General features: G+C 63.4%; 18 protein-coding genes. 10 read left to right on the plus strand and 8 right to left on the minus strand.

What is annotated here, in order from left to right:
- Positions 1–5 precede the first annotated feature (5 nt).
- The 3 genes from ACNHKD_RS15985 to ACNHKD_RS15995 all read left to right on the plus strand — a co-directional run bounded on the left by ACNHKD_RS15985 (position 6) and on the right by ACNHKD_RS15995 (position 3,565).
- Positions 6–878, plus strand: coding sequence for a metal ABC transporter substrate-binding protein (locus ACNHKD_RS15985; protein ID WP_442754471.1), 873 nt, complete (start codon positions 6–8; stop codon positions 876–878).
- Positions 879–1,154: 276 nt separating this feature from the next.
- A complete protein-coding gene (locus ACNHKD_RS15990; protein ID WP_442754317.1) occupies positions 1,155–2,417 on the plus strand; it encodes an IS4 family transposase in 1,263 nt (420 codons plus the stop codon).
- Positions 2,418–2,467: 50 nt separating this feature from the next.
- A complete protein-coding gene (locus tag ACNHKD_RS15995) occupies positions 2,468–3,565 on the plus strand; it encodes a CobW family GTP-binding protein (protein WP_442754472.1) in 1,098 nt (365 codons plus the stop codon).
- An 81-nt stretch (positions 3,566–3,646) separates the two neighbouring features.
- Here the strand turns inward: ACNHKD_RS15995 and ACNHKD_RS16000 are convergent, their stop codons facing one another.
- Entirely contained in the window at positions 3,647–4,171 is a 525-nt protein-coding gene (locus tag ACNHKD_RS16000; protein WP_442754473.1) for a DUF6101 family protein, read from the minus strand.
- A 227-nt stretch (positions 4,172–4,398) separates the two neighbouring features.
- Between ACNHKD_RS16000 and ACNHKD_RS16005 the strand changes: the two genes are divergently transcribed.
- The 4 genes from ACNHKD_RS16005 (at position 4,399) to lpxK (ending at position 7,889) form a co-directional block, all read left to right on the plus strand.
- Positions 4,399–5,223, plus strand: a complete 825-nt coding sequence (locus ACNHKD_RS16005) for an inositol monophosphatase family protein (protein WP_442754474.1) — start codon at positions 4,399–4,401, stop codon at positions 5,221–5,223.
- Positions 5,220–5,474: a DUF4170 domain-containing protein gene (locus ACNHKD_RS16010; protein ID WP_442754475.1), complete on the plus strand. Its 255-nt coding sequence runs from the start codon at positions 5,220–5,222 to the stop codon at positions 5,472–5,474. The genes ACNHKD_RS16005 and ACNHKD_RS16010 overlap by 4 nt, the downstream gene beginning before the upstream one ends.
- Positions 5,475–5,615: 141 nt before the next feature.
- A complete protein-coding gene (locus tag ACNHKD_RS16015; protein WP_442754476.1) occupies positions 5,616–6,893 on the plus strand; it encodes a 3-deoxy-D-manno-octulosonic acid transferase in 1,278 nt (425 codons plus the stop codon).
- Entirely contained in the window at positions 6,894–7,889 is a 996-nt protein-coding gene (gene lpxK / locus ACNHKD_RS16020) for a tetraacyldisaccharide 4'-kinase (protein WP_442754477.1), read from the plus strand. It begins immediately after the preceding gene.
- Here lpxK and ACNHKD_RS16025 read toward each other — a convergent pair.
- Together ACNHKD_RS16025 and ACNHKD_RS16030 are read right to left on the minus strand one after the other, a co-directional pair.
- Positions 7,876–8,097, minus strand: coding sequence for a DUF2093 domain-containing protein (locus ACNHKD_RS16025; protein WP_442754479.1), 222 nt, complete (start codon positions 8,095–8,097; stop codon positions 7,876–7,878). The two genes, lpxK and ACNHKD_RS16025, sit on opposite strands and share 14 nt — an antisense overlap.
- Positions 8,098–8,332: 235 nt before the next feature.
- Positions 8,333–8,455, minus strand: coding sequence for a hypothetical protein (locus ACNHKD_RS16030; RefSeq protein WP_442754480.1), 123 nt, complete (start codon positions 8,453–8,455; stop codon positions 8,333–8,335).
- 312 nt (positions 8,456–8,767) lie between these two features.
- Here ACNHKD_RS16030 and ACNHKD_RS16035 point away from each other — a divergent pair, with 312 nt between their 5' ends.
- Positions 8,768–9,838 carry a DGQHR domain-containing protein gene (locus ACNHKD_RS16035; RefSeq protein ID WP_442754482.1) on the plus strand — a complete coding sequence of 357 codons (1,071 nt, stop codon included), beginning with the start codon at positions 8,768–8,770 and terminating at the stop codon, positions 9,836–9,838.
- Here ACNHKD_RS16035 and ACNHKD_RS16040 read toward each other — a convergent pair.
- Positions 9,797–10,864, minus strand: a complete 1,068-nt coding sequence (locus ACNHKD_RS16040) for a glycosyltransferase family 2 protein (RefSeq protein WP_442754483.1) — start codon at positions 10,862–10,864, stop codon at positions 9,797–9,799. The genes ACNHKD_RS16035 and ACNHKD_RS16040 overlap by 42 nt on opposite strands.
- A 180-nt stretch (positions 10,865–11,044) precedes the next feature.
- On the opposite strand from ACNHKD_RS16040, the gene ACNHKD_RS16045 reads away from it, so the two are divergent.
- Positions 11,045–12,067, plus strand: a complete 1,023-nt coding sequence (locus tag ACNHKD_RS16045) for a P63C domain-containing protein (protein WP_442754484.1) — start codon at positions 11,045–11,047, stop codon at positions 12,065–12,067.
- 112 nt (positions 12,068–12,179) lie between these two features.
- On the opposite strand, the gene ACNHKD_RS16050 is transcribed toward ACNHKD_RS16045, so the two are convergent.
- The gene (locus ACNHKD_RS16050) at positions 12,180–12,428 is read right to left on the minus strand and encodes a helix-turn-helix domain-containing protein (protein ID WP_442754485.1); all 249 of its coding nucleotides are present in this window, start codon (positions 12,426–12,428) and stop codon (positions 12,180–12,182) included.
- A 111-nt stretch (positions 12,429–12,539) separates the two neighbouring features.
- On the opposite strand from ACNHKD_RS16050, the gene ACNHKD_RS16055 reads away from it, so the two are divergent.
- Positions 12,540–13,499: an IS1595 family transposase gene (locus ACNHKD_RS16055; RefSeq protein ID WP_442754486.1), complete on the plus strand. Its 960-nt coding sequence runs from the start codon at positions 12,540–12,542 to the stop codon at positions 13,497–13,499.
- A gap of 4 nt (positions 13,500–13,503) precedes the next feature.
- On the opposite strand, the gene ACNHKD_RS16060 is transcribed toward ACNHKD_RS16055, so the two are convergent.
- From ACNHKD_RS16060 to ACNHKD_RS16070, 3 genes are all read right to left on the minus strand, one after another.
- Positions 13,504–14,058: a hypothetical protein gene (locus tag ACNHKD_RS16060; protein ID WP_442754487.1), complete on the minus strand. Its 555-nt coding sequence runs from the start codon at positions 14,056–14,058 to the stop codon at positions 13,504–13,506.
- A 1-nt stretch (position 14,059) separates the two neighbouring features.
- Positions 14,060–14,383, minus strand: a complete 324-nt coding sequence (locus tag ACNHKD_RS16065) for a hypothetical protein (protein WP_442754488.1) — start codon at positions 14,381–14,383, stop codon at positions 14,060–14,062.
- Positions 14,384–14,444: 61 nt separating this feature from the next.
- Positions 14,445–14,882 (minus strand): hypothetical protein, encoded by a 438-nt coding sequence (locus ACNHKD_RS16070; protein ID WP_442754489.1) that lies wholly within the window; start codon positions 14,880–14,882, stop codon positions 14,445–14,447.
- Positions 14,883–14,903: the final 21 nt, after the last annotated feature.

Here is a 14,903-nt window from a genome sequence, read left to right on the forward strand (position 1 = left end):
CGGTCATGCTCACACGCCGCCGGCTGGTCGCTCTCGGCGCCGCCATGCTCGCCGCGCCCGCCCTTGCGGACGATAGAATTCCCGTCGTCGCGAGCTTTTCAATCATCGGCGACTTCGTGAAGCAAGTCGGCGGCGACCGCGTCTCCGTCACGACGCTGGTCGGGCCGGACGGCGACGCCCACGTCTATCAGCCGAAGCCCGCCGATGGCCGAAAGATCGCGCAGGCGAAATTGATCTTCGTCAACGGACTGGGCTTCGAAGGCTGGCTGGAGCGACTCGTCGCGGCCGCCAAAGGCGAAGGGGCGATCGTCACGCTCGGAAAGGGCGTCGCGGCGCGGCCCGGCGAGGAGGGAACGGACCCGCACGCCTGGCAGGACGTCGCCAACGCCAAGATCTATGTGGCCGAGATCCGCGACGCGCTCATCGCCGCAGACCCGCAGGGGGCCGAGGCCTATCGGGGCAATGCGGGCGCCTATCTCGCCCGGCTCGACGCGCTCGACGCGGAGATCGTCAAGGCGCTCGACGCCATTCCGAAGGAGCGTCGCCGCGTCGTCTCGACGCATGACGCCTTCGGCTATTTCTCGGCGCGCTACGGCGTGGCGTTCATCGCGCCGCAGGGCGTCTCGACCGAGGCCGAGGCCAGCGCCCGCGACATCGCCCGCATCATCGAGGCCGTGAAGGCGAACAAGGTCGGCGCGGTGTTTCTTGAGAACATCTCCGATCCGCGCCTTGCGAAGCGCATCGCGGCGGAGACCGGCGCCCGCGTCGGCGGCACGCTCTATTCGGACGCGCTTTCCGAGCCCGGAGAGGGCGGCGCGAATTATGTCGACATGATGCGCCACAATGTTAGAGAATTGACCAAAGCCCTGGCGCCTTAGCAGGCATTCCACCCTCCCCTAGAGGAGGAGGGTCGCGCCGAAGGCGCGGGGTGGGGTGAAATCCCGCGCCTATGTGGTTGAGGCCCCACCCCGGCCTGCTACGCAGTCCGACCCTCCCCCTCCAGGGCTACCGCATTCACACATCTTGGTTGCGTAGGGCCTGGGGGTCTGATTCCATTTGAAGGAATCGGAGGGACGGACGATGGACGGACGGACGCTGGGTCGCTTTGGCGACGCGCGACTGGAAAAAGGGGGGCCTTTCTGCTTTCCCGGCTGGTGGCGGAGGGCGGCGGGGGCATACGCATTCGTCGGCTCGGCGGCGACCGGGCTGGTGAGATCAGGATCACGCGCTTTCTTCGCAATCGGGCGGTGACCGGCGCGGAGATGTTCGCCACGGCGGCCGCGCGCGCGTCGGCGCGTTGCGCGGGGCGCGCGGTTCTGGCGATTCAGGACACGACGGTCGTCAAGTCCGGGGGCGGCGGCGGACTCTATCTGCATCCGACCCTCGTCGTCGACGCCGAGGACGGTTCGATCGTGGGTCTGGCGCACGCGCAGTTCCTCGAACGCGCGACGGGACGCAAGGCGGATCGGCGTCAGCGGCCGATCGAGGACAAGGAAAGCCGGCGCTGGCTGGAGGGCGCGGCGGCGGCGGCGAAAGTTTGCGCTTCGGCGCGCGAGGTCACGGTCGTGGCCGATCGCGAGAGCGATATTTATTCCGCCTTCGCGCGGCGCCCGCCGGGGGTTCACCTCCTCGTGCGCGCCGCGCAGGACCGCGCGCTGGAGGATGGCGAGCGGCTGTTTGCGCGCCTGGATGCGCTGGAGGAGGCCGGGCGGGCGACGCTGTCGCTTCCGGCCAGGCCCGGACGGCCGGCGCGCGAAGCGACGCTGGCCGTCCGGCATGGGCGCTTTGATCTCGCGCGGCCCAGGAACGGCGCGGCCAGGAACGATCCGTCGACGATCGCGGTCCATCTCGTCGACGTGCGCGAGATCGACCCGCCCCCAGGCGAAAACGTCCATTGGCGTCTGATCACGACGCGCCCCGTCGACGGCCTCGCGCAAGCGCTCGGGGTCGTCGATCTGTATCGACGCCGCTGGGCGATCGAGCAGTTGTTCCGCACGATGAAGACCGACGGCTTCGACATCGAGGCCGTGCGCATGGAAGACGACGCGCCGCGCCAGACCCTGGCGGCCGCGACGTTGATCGCGGCCGTGACGATCCAACAACTCGTCCACGCCCGAGACGGCGGCGACCCGCAACGTCTGCGCCCGCTCCTCGACGCCTTCGAGCCCAAGGACCAACCGCTGCTGGAAGCCTATTGCGCCACCCTCGAAGGCAAGACGCAGCGCCAGAAGAACCCGCATCCGCGAGGGTCCCTGGCCTATGCGTCCTGGGTGCTCGCCCGCCTCGGCGGCTGGACCGGCTATTACGGAAAACCCGGTCCCGTCGTCATGCTCGCCGGATGGCTCAAATTCCAGCACGGAAAATACGCCATCGCCCTCACCCAACCAACGCCGCCGCTAACCAACACAGATGTGTGAATCTGCTAGCCCTCCAGGGGAGGGTGAAGCGCCGCGATCGGAGAAATATTGTGACCGACAAAATTCCCGTGACCGTCATCACCGGCTATCTCGGCGCCGGCAAGACGACTCTCCTCAACCGCATCCTCACCGAGCAGCATGGCCGCCGCTACGCCGTCATCGTCAATGAGTTCGGCGAAATCGGCATCGACAACGACCTCGTCGTGGGCGCCGACGAGGAAGTGTTCGAGATGAACAATGGCTGCATCTGCTGCACGGTGCGCGGCGATCTGATCCGCATCATCGAAGGCCTGATGCGTCGGCGCGGGAAGTTCGACGCGATCATTGTCGAAACCACGGGCCTCGCCGACCCGGCGCCCGTCGCGCAGACCTTTTTCGTCGACGCCGACGTGAAGGACGCGGCGGCGCTCGACGCCGTCGTGACGGTCGCGGACGCGAAATGGCTGAGAGACCGGCTGAAGGACGCGCCGGAAGCCAAGACGCAGATCGCCTTCGCCGACGTCGTCATCCTCAACAAGACCGACCTCGTGGCGCCGGAAGAGCTGGAGGAGGTCGAGGCGCGCATTCGCGGCATCAATCCTTACGCGGCGCTGCATCGCGCCGTGAAAGCGAATGTGCCGCTCGACGCCGTGCTGGAGCGCAGCGCCTTCGACCTGGATCGCATTCTTCAGATCGAACCGAATTTCCTTGCGGTGGAGGAGCACGATCACGACCACCATGGTCATGCGCATCACGAGCATGACCATCACCATGATCACGATCATGAATGCGGGCCGGACTGCGGCCACGACAACCACCACCATCACCATCACGACCATGACGGCCATGGCCATTTGAAAGCGATTCACGACGCTGAGATGCAGTCGATTTCGCTGCGCCATCCGGGCGAGGTCGATCCCGAGCGCTTCGTGCCCTGGCTGAACGAGCTGGTTCAGAAGGAAGGCCCCGACATTCTGCGCTGCAAGGGCATCGTCGCCTTCAAGAACGAGCCGCGCCGCTTTGTCTTCCAGGGCGTGCACATGATTCTCGACGGCGATTTGCAGCGCGAGTGGAAGGAGGGCGAAAAGCGCGAGTCGCGCCTCGTCTTCATCGGCCGCAAGCTCAAGGAAGATTTCATCCGGCAAGGATTCGAAAGCGTCGTCGGCTGAATGGCCCTCCCTCTCCCCATGAAACGACCATGAAACGGGAGAGGGAAATGCCCCATGCCTGTACAAATCGAATATGCGGGATCACTCGTAGCAGATGATCTCGCGCTCGCCGGCGAAGACTTCGGCCATGCGCGCGGCGACGCCGGGCTTGCGGCGGGTCAGGAAGCGCGGGCGACGCTGGCGCACGGCGGCCGCGCCTCGCCGCGGATGACCGGCAAGAGCGCCGCCGACCGCGTCCACTTCCGTGAGTTCGCCATTCTCCGCCGCGAGGCGCGGCAAGCCGAGATAGCTCGCCCAATATTTCCAGTCGGCGGCCGCGTCGCCGCTGTCCTGCGTTTCGGCGAGCACCACGTCGAGATCGCGGTCGCGATGGGCGAGCGACAGCCGATAGCAGGGCGCGCCGTCGCGCCCCTCCACCACGTCGAGCGCAACCCCGTCATAGGCGGGCACGGGAACCGAGATCATCATCTCGACCCCGCTGAAGCGGCGCGAAATCAGGATGTCGCTGCGCGTGACGCGCACCCGGCGCGCGCCGCCGTCCGCCCGCCAGTCGCGTTGCAGGAGAACCGCTTCCTTGGTTTTGCGCGCCTTCACGGCTTCGAACATGGACCCCTCCCAAATATTCGGACTCGAACTCGTTGCCGGGGCGATCCTGAGGCGGGGACGGCGGCCAAAGCGCTAAAAACCCTGGTGAATCTGGCGTAAACCATTGGCTTTTCGGCATAATCGAGACCGCAGGGTAAACGGCGGAAAACGGAATTGTTCAAATTGTCGGCATTTCGCATTTGCGAACGCCTTGCAGGCGGGCGGCGGGTCCCCTACTGCTTTGGTTGATGCCCCTTGCCGAATCCGCCCTTTCCGTCTTTCTGACGCGCCTTGAATCCGTCGCGCGCGAGGCGGGCGACATCGCCATGACCTATTTCCGGCCCGGCGCACGGACCGCCGCCGCCGTGTCCTACAAGGGCGGCGGTTCGCCCGTCACCGAGGCGGATTTCGCCGTCGACCGGTTCCTTTTCGAGGAAATGCGCCGCATCGCGCCGCAGGCGGGCTGGCTTTCGGAGGAGACCGCCGACTCGGACGACCGTCTGTCCCGCGACAGTCTCATCATCGTTGACCCGATCGACGGCACCCACGCCTTCACCCGCGGCGACGAGCGCTGGGCGGTCTGCATCGCGCTCATCGAGGGCGGGCGGCCGACGGCGGGGGTCGTCCACGCCCCGGCGCGCGGGGAGACTTTCACAGCCGCGCGCGGTCATGGCGCCTTCCTCAACGGCGAACGCCTCGCGGCCGCGAGGCGCACGGCGATCGCCGGCGCTCTGGCGATCGCGCCGCGCCCGCTGCATTCGCGCATCGCCGCCCTGCCGCAGAACATCGCGATCGCGCCGCGCACCCCTTCCCTCGCCCTGCGGCTTGTGGATATCGCCGCGGGCCGCCATGACCTCGTCATCTCATCGCCCAACGCGCGGGATTGGGACATCGCCGCCGCCGACGTCATTCTGCGCGAGGCCGGCGTCGCGCTGGAAGAAGTGGAGGGCGGCGAAATCACCTATAATCGCAGCTCCTCCAGGCGCGGCATGCTGGTCGCCGCGCCCATGCCTCTCATCGAGGAAACCCGCAACATAGCCCGGACCGTTTCGGAAGGAATCGACTGGTCATGACAAAGCACACGTCGCCCGCCAAAAAAGAAAAGCAACTGCTGCATCTCGTCTTCGGCGGCGAACTCGAGAAACTGGAGGGCGTCTCCTTCCGCGATCCCTCGAAGCTCGACATTGTCGGCATCTATCCGGACAATGAAAGCGCGCTCGCGGCGTGGAAGGCGAAAGCGCAGTCGACTGTGGACAACGCGCATATGCGCTATTTCGTCGTGCACCTCTACAAGCTGCTCGATCCCGACCACGACAAGCTGTAAGCGGGCGTTTTGGCGCCTTCCAAAATTCGCCCGTTTCGAGAAGAATAAGACGTCCCGTCTCGCGACGCGCGGCGCGGACCGCGAGCCGCAAGCCGAGCCGCCTGGAACAAAGCGCGGCAGCTTTCGAAAAACAAAGGAAACATGCCGCTTCTGACGCTCTATCGATTGGCGACCATCGCGGCGACGCCCCTGGCCGGCGCCGTGCTGCATTGGCGCGCTTCGGAAGGCAAGGAAGATCCTGCGCGCCTCGACGAGCGTTTGGGAATCGCCTCGCGCGAGCGGCCCGAGGGGCGGCTCGTCTGGCTGCACGGCGCGAGCCTTGGCGAAACCGTCTCCCTGCTGCCGCTGATCGACCGCTTCATCCAGCGCGGAGCCGAAGTGCTCGTCACCAGCGGCACGGTATCGTCGGCGCGGCTGCTGCAGGCGCGCCTGCCGGCCGGCTCCTTCCACCAGTACATGCCGCTCGACGCGCCGAAATTCGTCGACCGCTTTCTGGATTACTGGCGGCCGGACATCGCCATCTTCGCCGAATCGGAACTGTGGCCCAACATGGTGGCGGCCGTGCGTTCGCGCGGCGTCGCGCTGGTGCTCGCCAATGCGCGCATCTCGCGTAAGTCGGCGGAGCGCTGGAGCAGCGCGCCAGGCCTGGCGCGCGGCGTGTTCGGCTCGATCGACCTTTGCCTCGCGCAGGACTCCGAAAACGCCGCGCGCTTTCTCGCGCTCGGCGCGCCCTGCGTGCGCATCGCCGGCAATCTGAAATTCGACGTGCCGCCCCCGCCCGTCGACCCGGCGCGCCTCGCGGAATTCAACGGAGCGATCGGCAATCGGCCTGTCTGGGCGGCCGTTTCGACTCATGCGGGCGAGGAGGAGATCGTCCTCGACGTTCATGCCGAGCTCGTGAAGCAGACGCCTTCGCTTCTCACCGTCATCGTGCCCCGCCGCCGGGAGCGCGGCGCCGAGATCGCAACGCTGGCCGAGGCCAAGGGCCTCGCCGTCGGCTTGCGCACGCGCGACGGCGAACCGCGTCGCGAGATGGGCGTCTATGTCGCCGACACGATCGGCGAACTCGGTCTCGTCTTTCGCAGCGCCGGCGTCGTTTTCATGGGCAAGTCGCTCATACCCGGCGGCGGGCAAAATCCCATCGAACCCGCGAAGCTCGGTTGCGCCATTCTTTACGGGCCGCATATCGATAATTTCAACGAAGTTTATGGCGAACTCGCCGCCGCCAAGGCCGCCGCCCGCGTCGCAGACGGGGCCGCGCTCACGCGCGCGGCGCAATATCTGCTCTCGGACCCCTCGCGCATGCGTCGCATGGGACGGGCTGGGGCGGAAGCCGTCGAGAAGCTCGGCGGCGCCTCGCGCGGAATTATGACGGCCGTGGAGCCCTTCCTCGCGCAAATCGCCGTCACGGGGCGGTAAATGCGCGCGCCCGAGTTTTGGCGGGCGGATGGCATCCTGCCGCGACTTCTCTCGCCGCTCGGCGCCGCTTACGGGGCCGTCGCGACGAAGCGGCTTCTTCGCCGCCCCCCGTGCGCCGCGCTGCCGACCGTCGTCATCGGCGGATTGACGGCCGGCGGCGACGGCAAGACGCCGACGGCGATCGCGCTCGCCGGGATGCTCGCCGCGAATGGCGAAAAGCCCGCATTGCTCACGCGCGGCCATGGGCGCCCGCTTGGCGCGCGTCCGGAACCTTTCGCCGTCGACCTCGCGAAACACGATTCAGATGCGACAGGCGACGAAGCGCTGCTCCTTGCGCGTCACGCGCTCACGATCGTCGGCGCGGACCGCGCCGAAAGCGGGAGGCTCGCGCGGGCGCTCGGCGCGACGGTTTTGGTCCTCGACGACGGGTTCCACAGCCGCCGGCTCGCCGCAGACCTGTCATTGCTCGTAATCGACGCCGCATATGGCGCCGGCGCCGGCCGCTGCATCCCCGCAGGTCCCCTGCGCGCGCCGCTCGCGGCGCAACTTGCCGCGGCCGATGCGCTGGTCGTCATTGGCGACGGCGCCGCCGGGCGGGATCTCGCGCGGCGGCGAGCAAAACCGGTCTTCAACGCCAGCATCGTTCCGGACGAAGCGACCGCGGGACGCCTGCAAGGCGCGCGCGTCGTCGCCTTCGCCGGGACCGGCCGGCCGGAAAAGTTTTTCGACACGTTGAAAGAGGCCGGCGCGGATATCGTCGCGACGCGCCGCTTTTCAGACCATCATCGCTTCAGCGAAGCCGAGATTTCCTGCCTGGCGGCTCTTCAACAGCGCTTTTGCGCGCGGCTCGTGACGACGGAGAAAGACGCCGTGCGCCTGCGCGGAAGCGCCCTGTCCTTCGACGTTCTACCGATCGGCCTCGCCTTCGAAAATTCGGACGCGCTCTCGGCCGCTATGGCGGAAGCGCTCGAACGCGGCCGGCTCAGGGCTTCTTGAGTAGGCCGAGCTTCATCAACTTGGCCTCGGGGCCCGCATAGGCCTCCTGAAGATCGACGTTCCAGTAGCGCAGATCCTCGAGTGGAATCGGCTCGCCGGTGACGGCGCAGCGCACATAGGCGCCCGGCTTGCGGACGCGATATTCCCCGTCGAGAAACTCGATCTCCGCCTCGCCGGTGGGCTGCGGCGTCCGTTCGTAGCGATTCATGCGAAATCTTCTGTTCATGCGCCGCGTCAGCGGCTGTCCTGTCCACCGTCTGATCGACGAGATGATCGACCTCATGGGCGAAACGCCTCCAACCCGCCGGGCCGCTTTCGCCGAAATATTACAGACCCGCGCGGCGTAAAGGAAGGCCGGGCTTGCGCGGCTGGTCAAAAACAAAAAACGGGAGCGCAGCGCGCCCCCGTTTAAAATCGTCTTACTATTGCAATCGGGCCGCCTATCAGGCGGAAAGATAACGAACGATCGACGGAGCCTGGGTGATGACCAGGACGATCACGCCGATGACGCCGAGCGCGATCAGCAGCGGCTTGATTTTCTGGGACGGATCGGTGGGGAGGGCCATTTGTTTTTTCCTTCTATTGCGCCGCTTTTCAAGCAGGTGATTTTGACGCGCCAACAACGCTAAGTTTACGCTGGCGACTTGTAAATCTAGGTCGCCCGAATAACTGTGATTAAGCTGAGCGCATTTTGACGCACCCCCTTCAACAACGCGCCCCGATCGCCTTGGCCAGCTATTGTTGGGCCGCCGCGAAAAACCCGCACATCTTGTTCTCGTCGCCATTCGCGCCTAGCCTCTGGCGCGAGTGCCGATTTTGATTCGTCGAGTCAGCTATCGCGAACGCTGTCAAGTTCGCGCTTCGATGGGATCACAAGAATGGATCGGGACACGATTGGCGACCTCGCCGACTCCACCCCCCTCGCCGACGGCGGCGACTATTCGAGCCGCCGGTCGGACGCCTCCAAAGCCAAGACGGTGAGCGAACGCGCTTTCGTCGTCACGCAAGGCAAGCACCGCTTTTATTCCCTTGTGCTGCCGAGCGACCTTCTCGCCCAGACCTGCGCAGTGGACGCGCGGGCGGAGAATCCGATCGACGGCTTCCAGCGCCTCCTCGACGAGCGTCGCGCCAAATCCATCGCGCGCTATATCGACGCCGGTTTCGGAACGGTGCCCGGCGCCGTCGTGCTCTCGGCGCAGACGCGCGCGCATCTGTCCTTCGACAAGGATACGGGCGCACTGACTTTCCGTAAGGACCCAAGAGCGTTTCTCATCATCGACGGCCAGCATCGCGTCTTCGGCTTCAAGCTCGCCAAATCCTCGGTGAGCGTGCCGGTCGTGATCTACAACCGGCTGACGCGCGCGCAGGAATGCCGCCTGTTCATGGACATCAACACCAAGCAGCGCCCCGTCCCCAACGAGTTGCTGCTCGACATCCGCCGCCTTTCCGAGGTGGAGACGGAGACGGAAGCGCTTCTGCACAACGTCTTCGACCTGTTCCACACCCGCAAGGACAGCGCGCTCGTTGGCTTTCTGAGCCCCGCCGAGCGTAAAAAGGGCATGATCTCGCGGGTGACCTTCAACGCAGGGCTGCGCTCCATCAAGGGCGCTTTCGTCGGCGCGCCCGCGGATGAAGTCTACGCCGTTCTCAATGCGTATATGCGGGCCTGCCGACATGGGCTCGGCCTCCACGCCATTGACGAGAACATCGCCAACCCCGCTTTGTTCAAGGCGCTGATGCTGCTCTTCACCAATGTGGCCGAGCGCGTGGCGGACCGTCACAGCGGCAAATATACCGTCGGCAATTTCGAGGAAGTTCTCGTCCCCTTCTTCCGGAGATTGAAGAAGAGCGATCTGCCGCGCGCGGGCATGACGCACATCGTTCTGCACGAGCATTACAGCAAGGCGCTAAGCGCGGGCTTCACGCTCAAACAATGGCTCTTCGCCTGATTGCGGCTGGGGAGGGCCGCGCATGGTCAGGCCATGCTCGGTCTTCTCCCAATGGAAGGGCTTGCGCCAGAGCTCGAAAACGGCCCGCCAGCAGGCAACGCTGAGCATGAGGAGCCAGAGCGGCGCCCCGAGCAGCGCCGGCCAATGCGTCTCGAGTTTACGCCGCCGCATTCCGATGAGAAGCGGCGCGAGCAGCGCCGCCGCGCCGGAGACCGCGACGAAGCACCAGAGCGCGCTGCAGGCCGTCTCGAACGGCGTATTCGGCGCCAGCAGCGCGCCGAAGAGCGCGTCATATACGAGCCTGCCCGCCAGAAGCGGCCCGATCAGCGGGCCGAGTATGCCGCCGACAAACATGGCGAGCGCGGCGAGCGCGCGTTTCGGGCCGAGATCGGCGAAGAGCCGCGCCGGATGCCGGCAATGCGCGATCGCCGTCTGCATCCAGCCCTTGAGCCAGCGCGTGCGCTGCTTGACGAGCGCGCGAAAATCAGCCGGCGACTCCTCGAATGTGTGCGAGTCGAAAGTGCGCGCAACATAGCCGGCGCGCGCGAGGCGGAGGCCGAGATCGGCGTCCTCCGTCACATTGTAGGCGTCCCAGAAGCCGATTTCCCTGAGCGCCTCGAAGCGGAAATGATTCGACGTGCCGCCGAGAAAAAGCGGCAGGCCGAGCGCCGCGAGCCCCTTGTTGTGGACGTCGAAAAGCGCGGCGTATTCGAGCGCGAACATGCCTGTCATCCAGTTCAGCGCGCCGTTGTCGATAACAAGGCTCGCCTGCAGGCAGGCGACGTCCTTGGGCGCGGCGGCGAAGAGGGAGGCGGCCCGGCGTAATTGCCGGCCGTCCGGAATGTCCTCGGCGTCATAGACCGCGACGTGCGAGCCGCGCGCGAGCGGCATGGCGATATTGAGCGCGCGGGGCTTGGTGCGCGGCGCGCCCTCCGGCGCCACGAGGATTTCATGCGGGGCGCGCGGCCGATGCAGGCGCAGCGCCGCCGCCGTCTCCTCGTCGTCGCGCTCGACCACGAATTTCACGTCGAGCTTGGCGCGCGGATAGTCGCGGTATTAGGTAGCAAGCACACCTAAGAGCCAACGCATTGTAGGCTCTCATGAATTTTAGGCTAAGCACATTATCAACAGCGTGGAGACATGCTTACCTTGACAGAATCAGGCTAAGCACGTTCTATTGTCGCACCCTAAGCACGAGGCGCGACAATGGCTGATGAAAAAGACGCCCCATCGACGGCTGCTGAGTTTGGAGCGTTGGGCGGCAAAAAGCGGGCGACGAATCTTTCCCCGGAAGAAATGAAGGAGATCGCCAAGAAAGGCGCTGCGGCGCGCTGGGGTTTGCCGCGCGCGTCGCATGAGGGCGAACTTCATATTCCAGGGGTCGTCCCTCTGAAGGTCGCCAATCTTAAGGACGGGCGCCGCGTACTCATGAGCCGCGCTTTCCTTGAGGCCCTCGGGCGTCCGTGGAAAGGGACGTACAAGCACACAGCGCGGCCGAACTTTATCGACGCCAAAAACCTCGACCCTTTCATCAAAGGGGAAATCCTGAATTTTTTGGAGCCGATCGAATATCTTAGCATAAGCGGACAGAAGCGGACTGGATATCGCGCCGAGTTGCTCCCACTCGTCTGTAAGGTGTACATCGCCGCTAGGGATGCAGGGGCGCTAAACCCCGGCCAGAAGTCGGCCGCGAAGTTTGCCGAAGTTCTCCTCAATGGCTTTGAACAGATTGGCATTATCTCGCTTGTCGACGATGCCACTGGCTACACCAAAGTAAGGGCGCGCGACGAGCTTCAAGCGATCCTCGCGGCGTACATCTCTGCGGAGCTTCTCCCGTGGGCGAAGCGTTTCCCTGACTCATTTTACGAAGAACTGCACCGCGTCTGGGGCTGGAATTACACCCCCGGCAGCAACGCGCGTAACGCGTACATCGGCAAGCTCACAAAGGCGCTTATCTACGATCCATTGCCTCCAGGGGTCATTGAAGAGCTCGAAACCAAAAATCCTTACGACCCCGAAAAGCGCAGAAGGAAGCACTTGCATCACCAGTTGCTGACCTCGGATATCGGCCATCCGCATCTGGAAAAACAGATTGTGTCGGTGACGACGCTGCTACGCATTTCTTCCGACAAGGATGAGTTCATCCGCCACTTTTCGAAGGCGTTCCCGCCCGCGCGAGACGACTTGTTCGCGCCGCCTCCAAAAGAAATTGAGGGCTCTGCCGCTTAAACGGCCGAGCCCTCCGTGGGGGCGGATAAAGGCCGGGCCAGAGGCTCATTTGCAAGGGTCCTCTCTGGGGTTCGACTCCCCCCGCCTCCACCTTTCCTACATACCACAAAACCTAGTGCACCGCGTCACTTTCAGCGGGCCCGTTGTTGAGCAGAACGCCATCCGCTTCCGGCCCATTCACGAAGATAATCCCCCGTGACTCAAGCTCAACTTGAATTGCCTTTAGATTGTTCGCCATCGGCGTCCGGCGCCCGGCTTCAAAGTCGCGCACCGTCGAAACCCCGACGTTCGCGGCTGTCGCCAGTTCGGGTTGCGAGATATCAAGAAATGCGCGAGCGGCGCGGCACTGTGCTGGAGTCATGCCTGGACGATAGCGACGTCAATAAAAAGCGTCAAGGTCATCATTTTGTGTTGACGCCATCACTTTTGTCACTTATCACTGAGGTCAACGGAAAACGTTGGACCTCAGACCATGGCGCAGCACTTCCTCCTTTCGACCGCCGCTCGCTCGCTCTCGCTGGCGAAGGTCGCGCGCATGTCCGAGGAAGAAGCCCGCGACGCCTTCCGGATGATCCGTTGGAGCGCCACGGAAGGCCAGCCGGTTTGCCCGCATTGCGGTTGCGCCGCCGTCTACGCCTACAAGTCGCGCCCGATCTTCAAGTGCAAGGGCTGTGAGGGCCAGTTCTCTGTTACCAGCGGGACCATTTTCGCCAGCCGCAAGCTTCCGGTTCGCGACTATCTCTTGGCCATTGCGATCTTCGTCAACGAGGTGAAGGGCAAGAGCGCGCTAGCGCTCTCCCGCGACCTAAACGTCCAGTACAAGACAGCTTTCGTGCTGGCCCACAAAATCCGCGAAGCCCTCGCGGCTGAGGTTGAAACCGTTACCCCTGCGGGTAACGTCGAAGTGGATGGCTGCTACGTTGGCGGCTACATCAAGCCTTCCAACTACAAGGAAAACCGCATTGACCGCCGCCTGGCCAAGAACCAGAACGGCAAGCGCCGCGTCGTGGTTGTCATGCGCGAGCGCAAGGGCCGCACGCTTCCCTTCGTCTTCAAGTCAGAGGGCGAGTCAGTCGCGACGATTGCAGAGCGCGTCGCGCCGAATGCTACCGTTCACGCCGACGAAGCCGCCCATTGGGACAAGCTCCATGCGATCTTCCTCACGAAGCGCATCAACCACCAGTACGCCTACAGCGCCGAAGGCGCCTGCACCAATCAGGCGGAAAGCTTCTTCTCCCGCATCCGTCGCGCCGAGCTTGGCCACCACCATCATCTAAGCGGCCCCTACCTCGCCGCCTATTCCCGCGAGATGGCGTGGCGCGAGGATCACCGCCGCGTTTCGAACGGCGAGCAATATCTGATGGTGACGGCGGCAGCACTGGCGCATCCGGTGTCGCGCCAGTGGAAAGGTTATTGGCAGCGGTCGATTTAACAATTCACTTCAAATGCGAAGTTGACACCGCTCCAACGAAATAACCAATAATCAATTTTATTAAATCCTTTGCGAAACCAAGCTTTTCTGCGCTCTTTGAGAAAGTAATTAACCCAAGGCACCAAAAAAGGGCTATTGCCAACAAAAGCAGAATAAATGAATCTCTTGAAACGGCGTTGTAGATCGCGATCGCAGCCGGGGCATTAATGTTCATTGGTTGCTGCGCATGAGATGCGCTAGTTTGTGCGTAAGCATTCAATCCAGTAGCGGAGGCTATATCTAGAAATAACGCTAGAATGGTTGGTTGAATTGCATACAGCGCAGCAACCACACCAATGGAAGCTACCACTAGGTAGCCAGGTCGATTACTCGCAATGTATTTTAATCGTTGCACTGGAGCAAGAGAAGCCAATATCTCATCTTCCCCCTTTGATTGAGACATGCTAACATTAGGCTTGTCAAATATTATGCTACCAGATCTGAGTGACCCAGAGCTGTGCTGCGGCTTTATTGAAATAGATCCCGCAGAAAGACCCGGTTTATCAGAAAAAATATTCATTTTATTTACCCTGCAAGCGAGACAGCTCTTTTATCTTTCCGTCCAGCCAATCACGAAATGAAGTTGCCGATGCAAGATCGAAATACAGCACGGCATTAACCGACCGCACGGGGCCATCTCTGACCTCGCGTTTATCCTCTAACTCAGGGCCAAGGCTGTTACCGTCAACAGCGTGCGTAACTGATTTTGGTATTGGCGGCCTTTCTGAGTAGATCGCTGCCGCTATTTTGCCAGATACACTTATCCCGCCAAACGCGCCATCAACGGCAATATCCTTGCAATCGTTGGCTTTTATAAAGTGGAAGGTAACTTCTTGATTACTCATTGCGGCCTCGTGGGAATGCGCCATACTACGTCGCGGCTGTATGGGGCTTGCTATACACCTGTCAACGCCCCAGCGATAGGCACCAGACCCTAACCCCTTTCCGTTTCCCAGCACCTGAAACCCTCCTACGCAATTCCTGCATCCGCATGGCCTGCACAATCCGGTAATTGATGGCCTTGCGAAGCACGGCGTCGCCTTCGTCCATGCCCTTGGCGCGGATGACCGCTAGCGCCAGCTCCCGCGTATCCAGGCCCTCGGGAGCGGCTTCTAGGGCCGCTTGGCATATCCTGAAAACCTCACCGCGCTTGAACAGGCGGGCTAAGTCCATGTGGACGGGGAAGACCTCATGCTCCCCGTTTATTTCGAACATGCGCAGCGTTGCGTTGACATGCGCCAGATCGCGGCGGAGCGCTTCCGTCTTCTTCTCATAGGCGCGGATCGCCGCTTCCATCTCATCACGCTTGCGGCGGAGCGTCGTCAGGATTTGAGGGTCTGCCATCGTCCCATCTCGGAGAAATTC

Origin of the sequence: Methylocystis sp. JAN1, from assembly GCF_052186135.1 — a bacterium.
Classification (GTDB): domain Bacteria; phylum Pseudomonadota; class Alphaproteobacteria; order Rhizobiales; family Beijerinckiaceae; genus Methylocystis.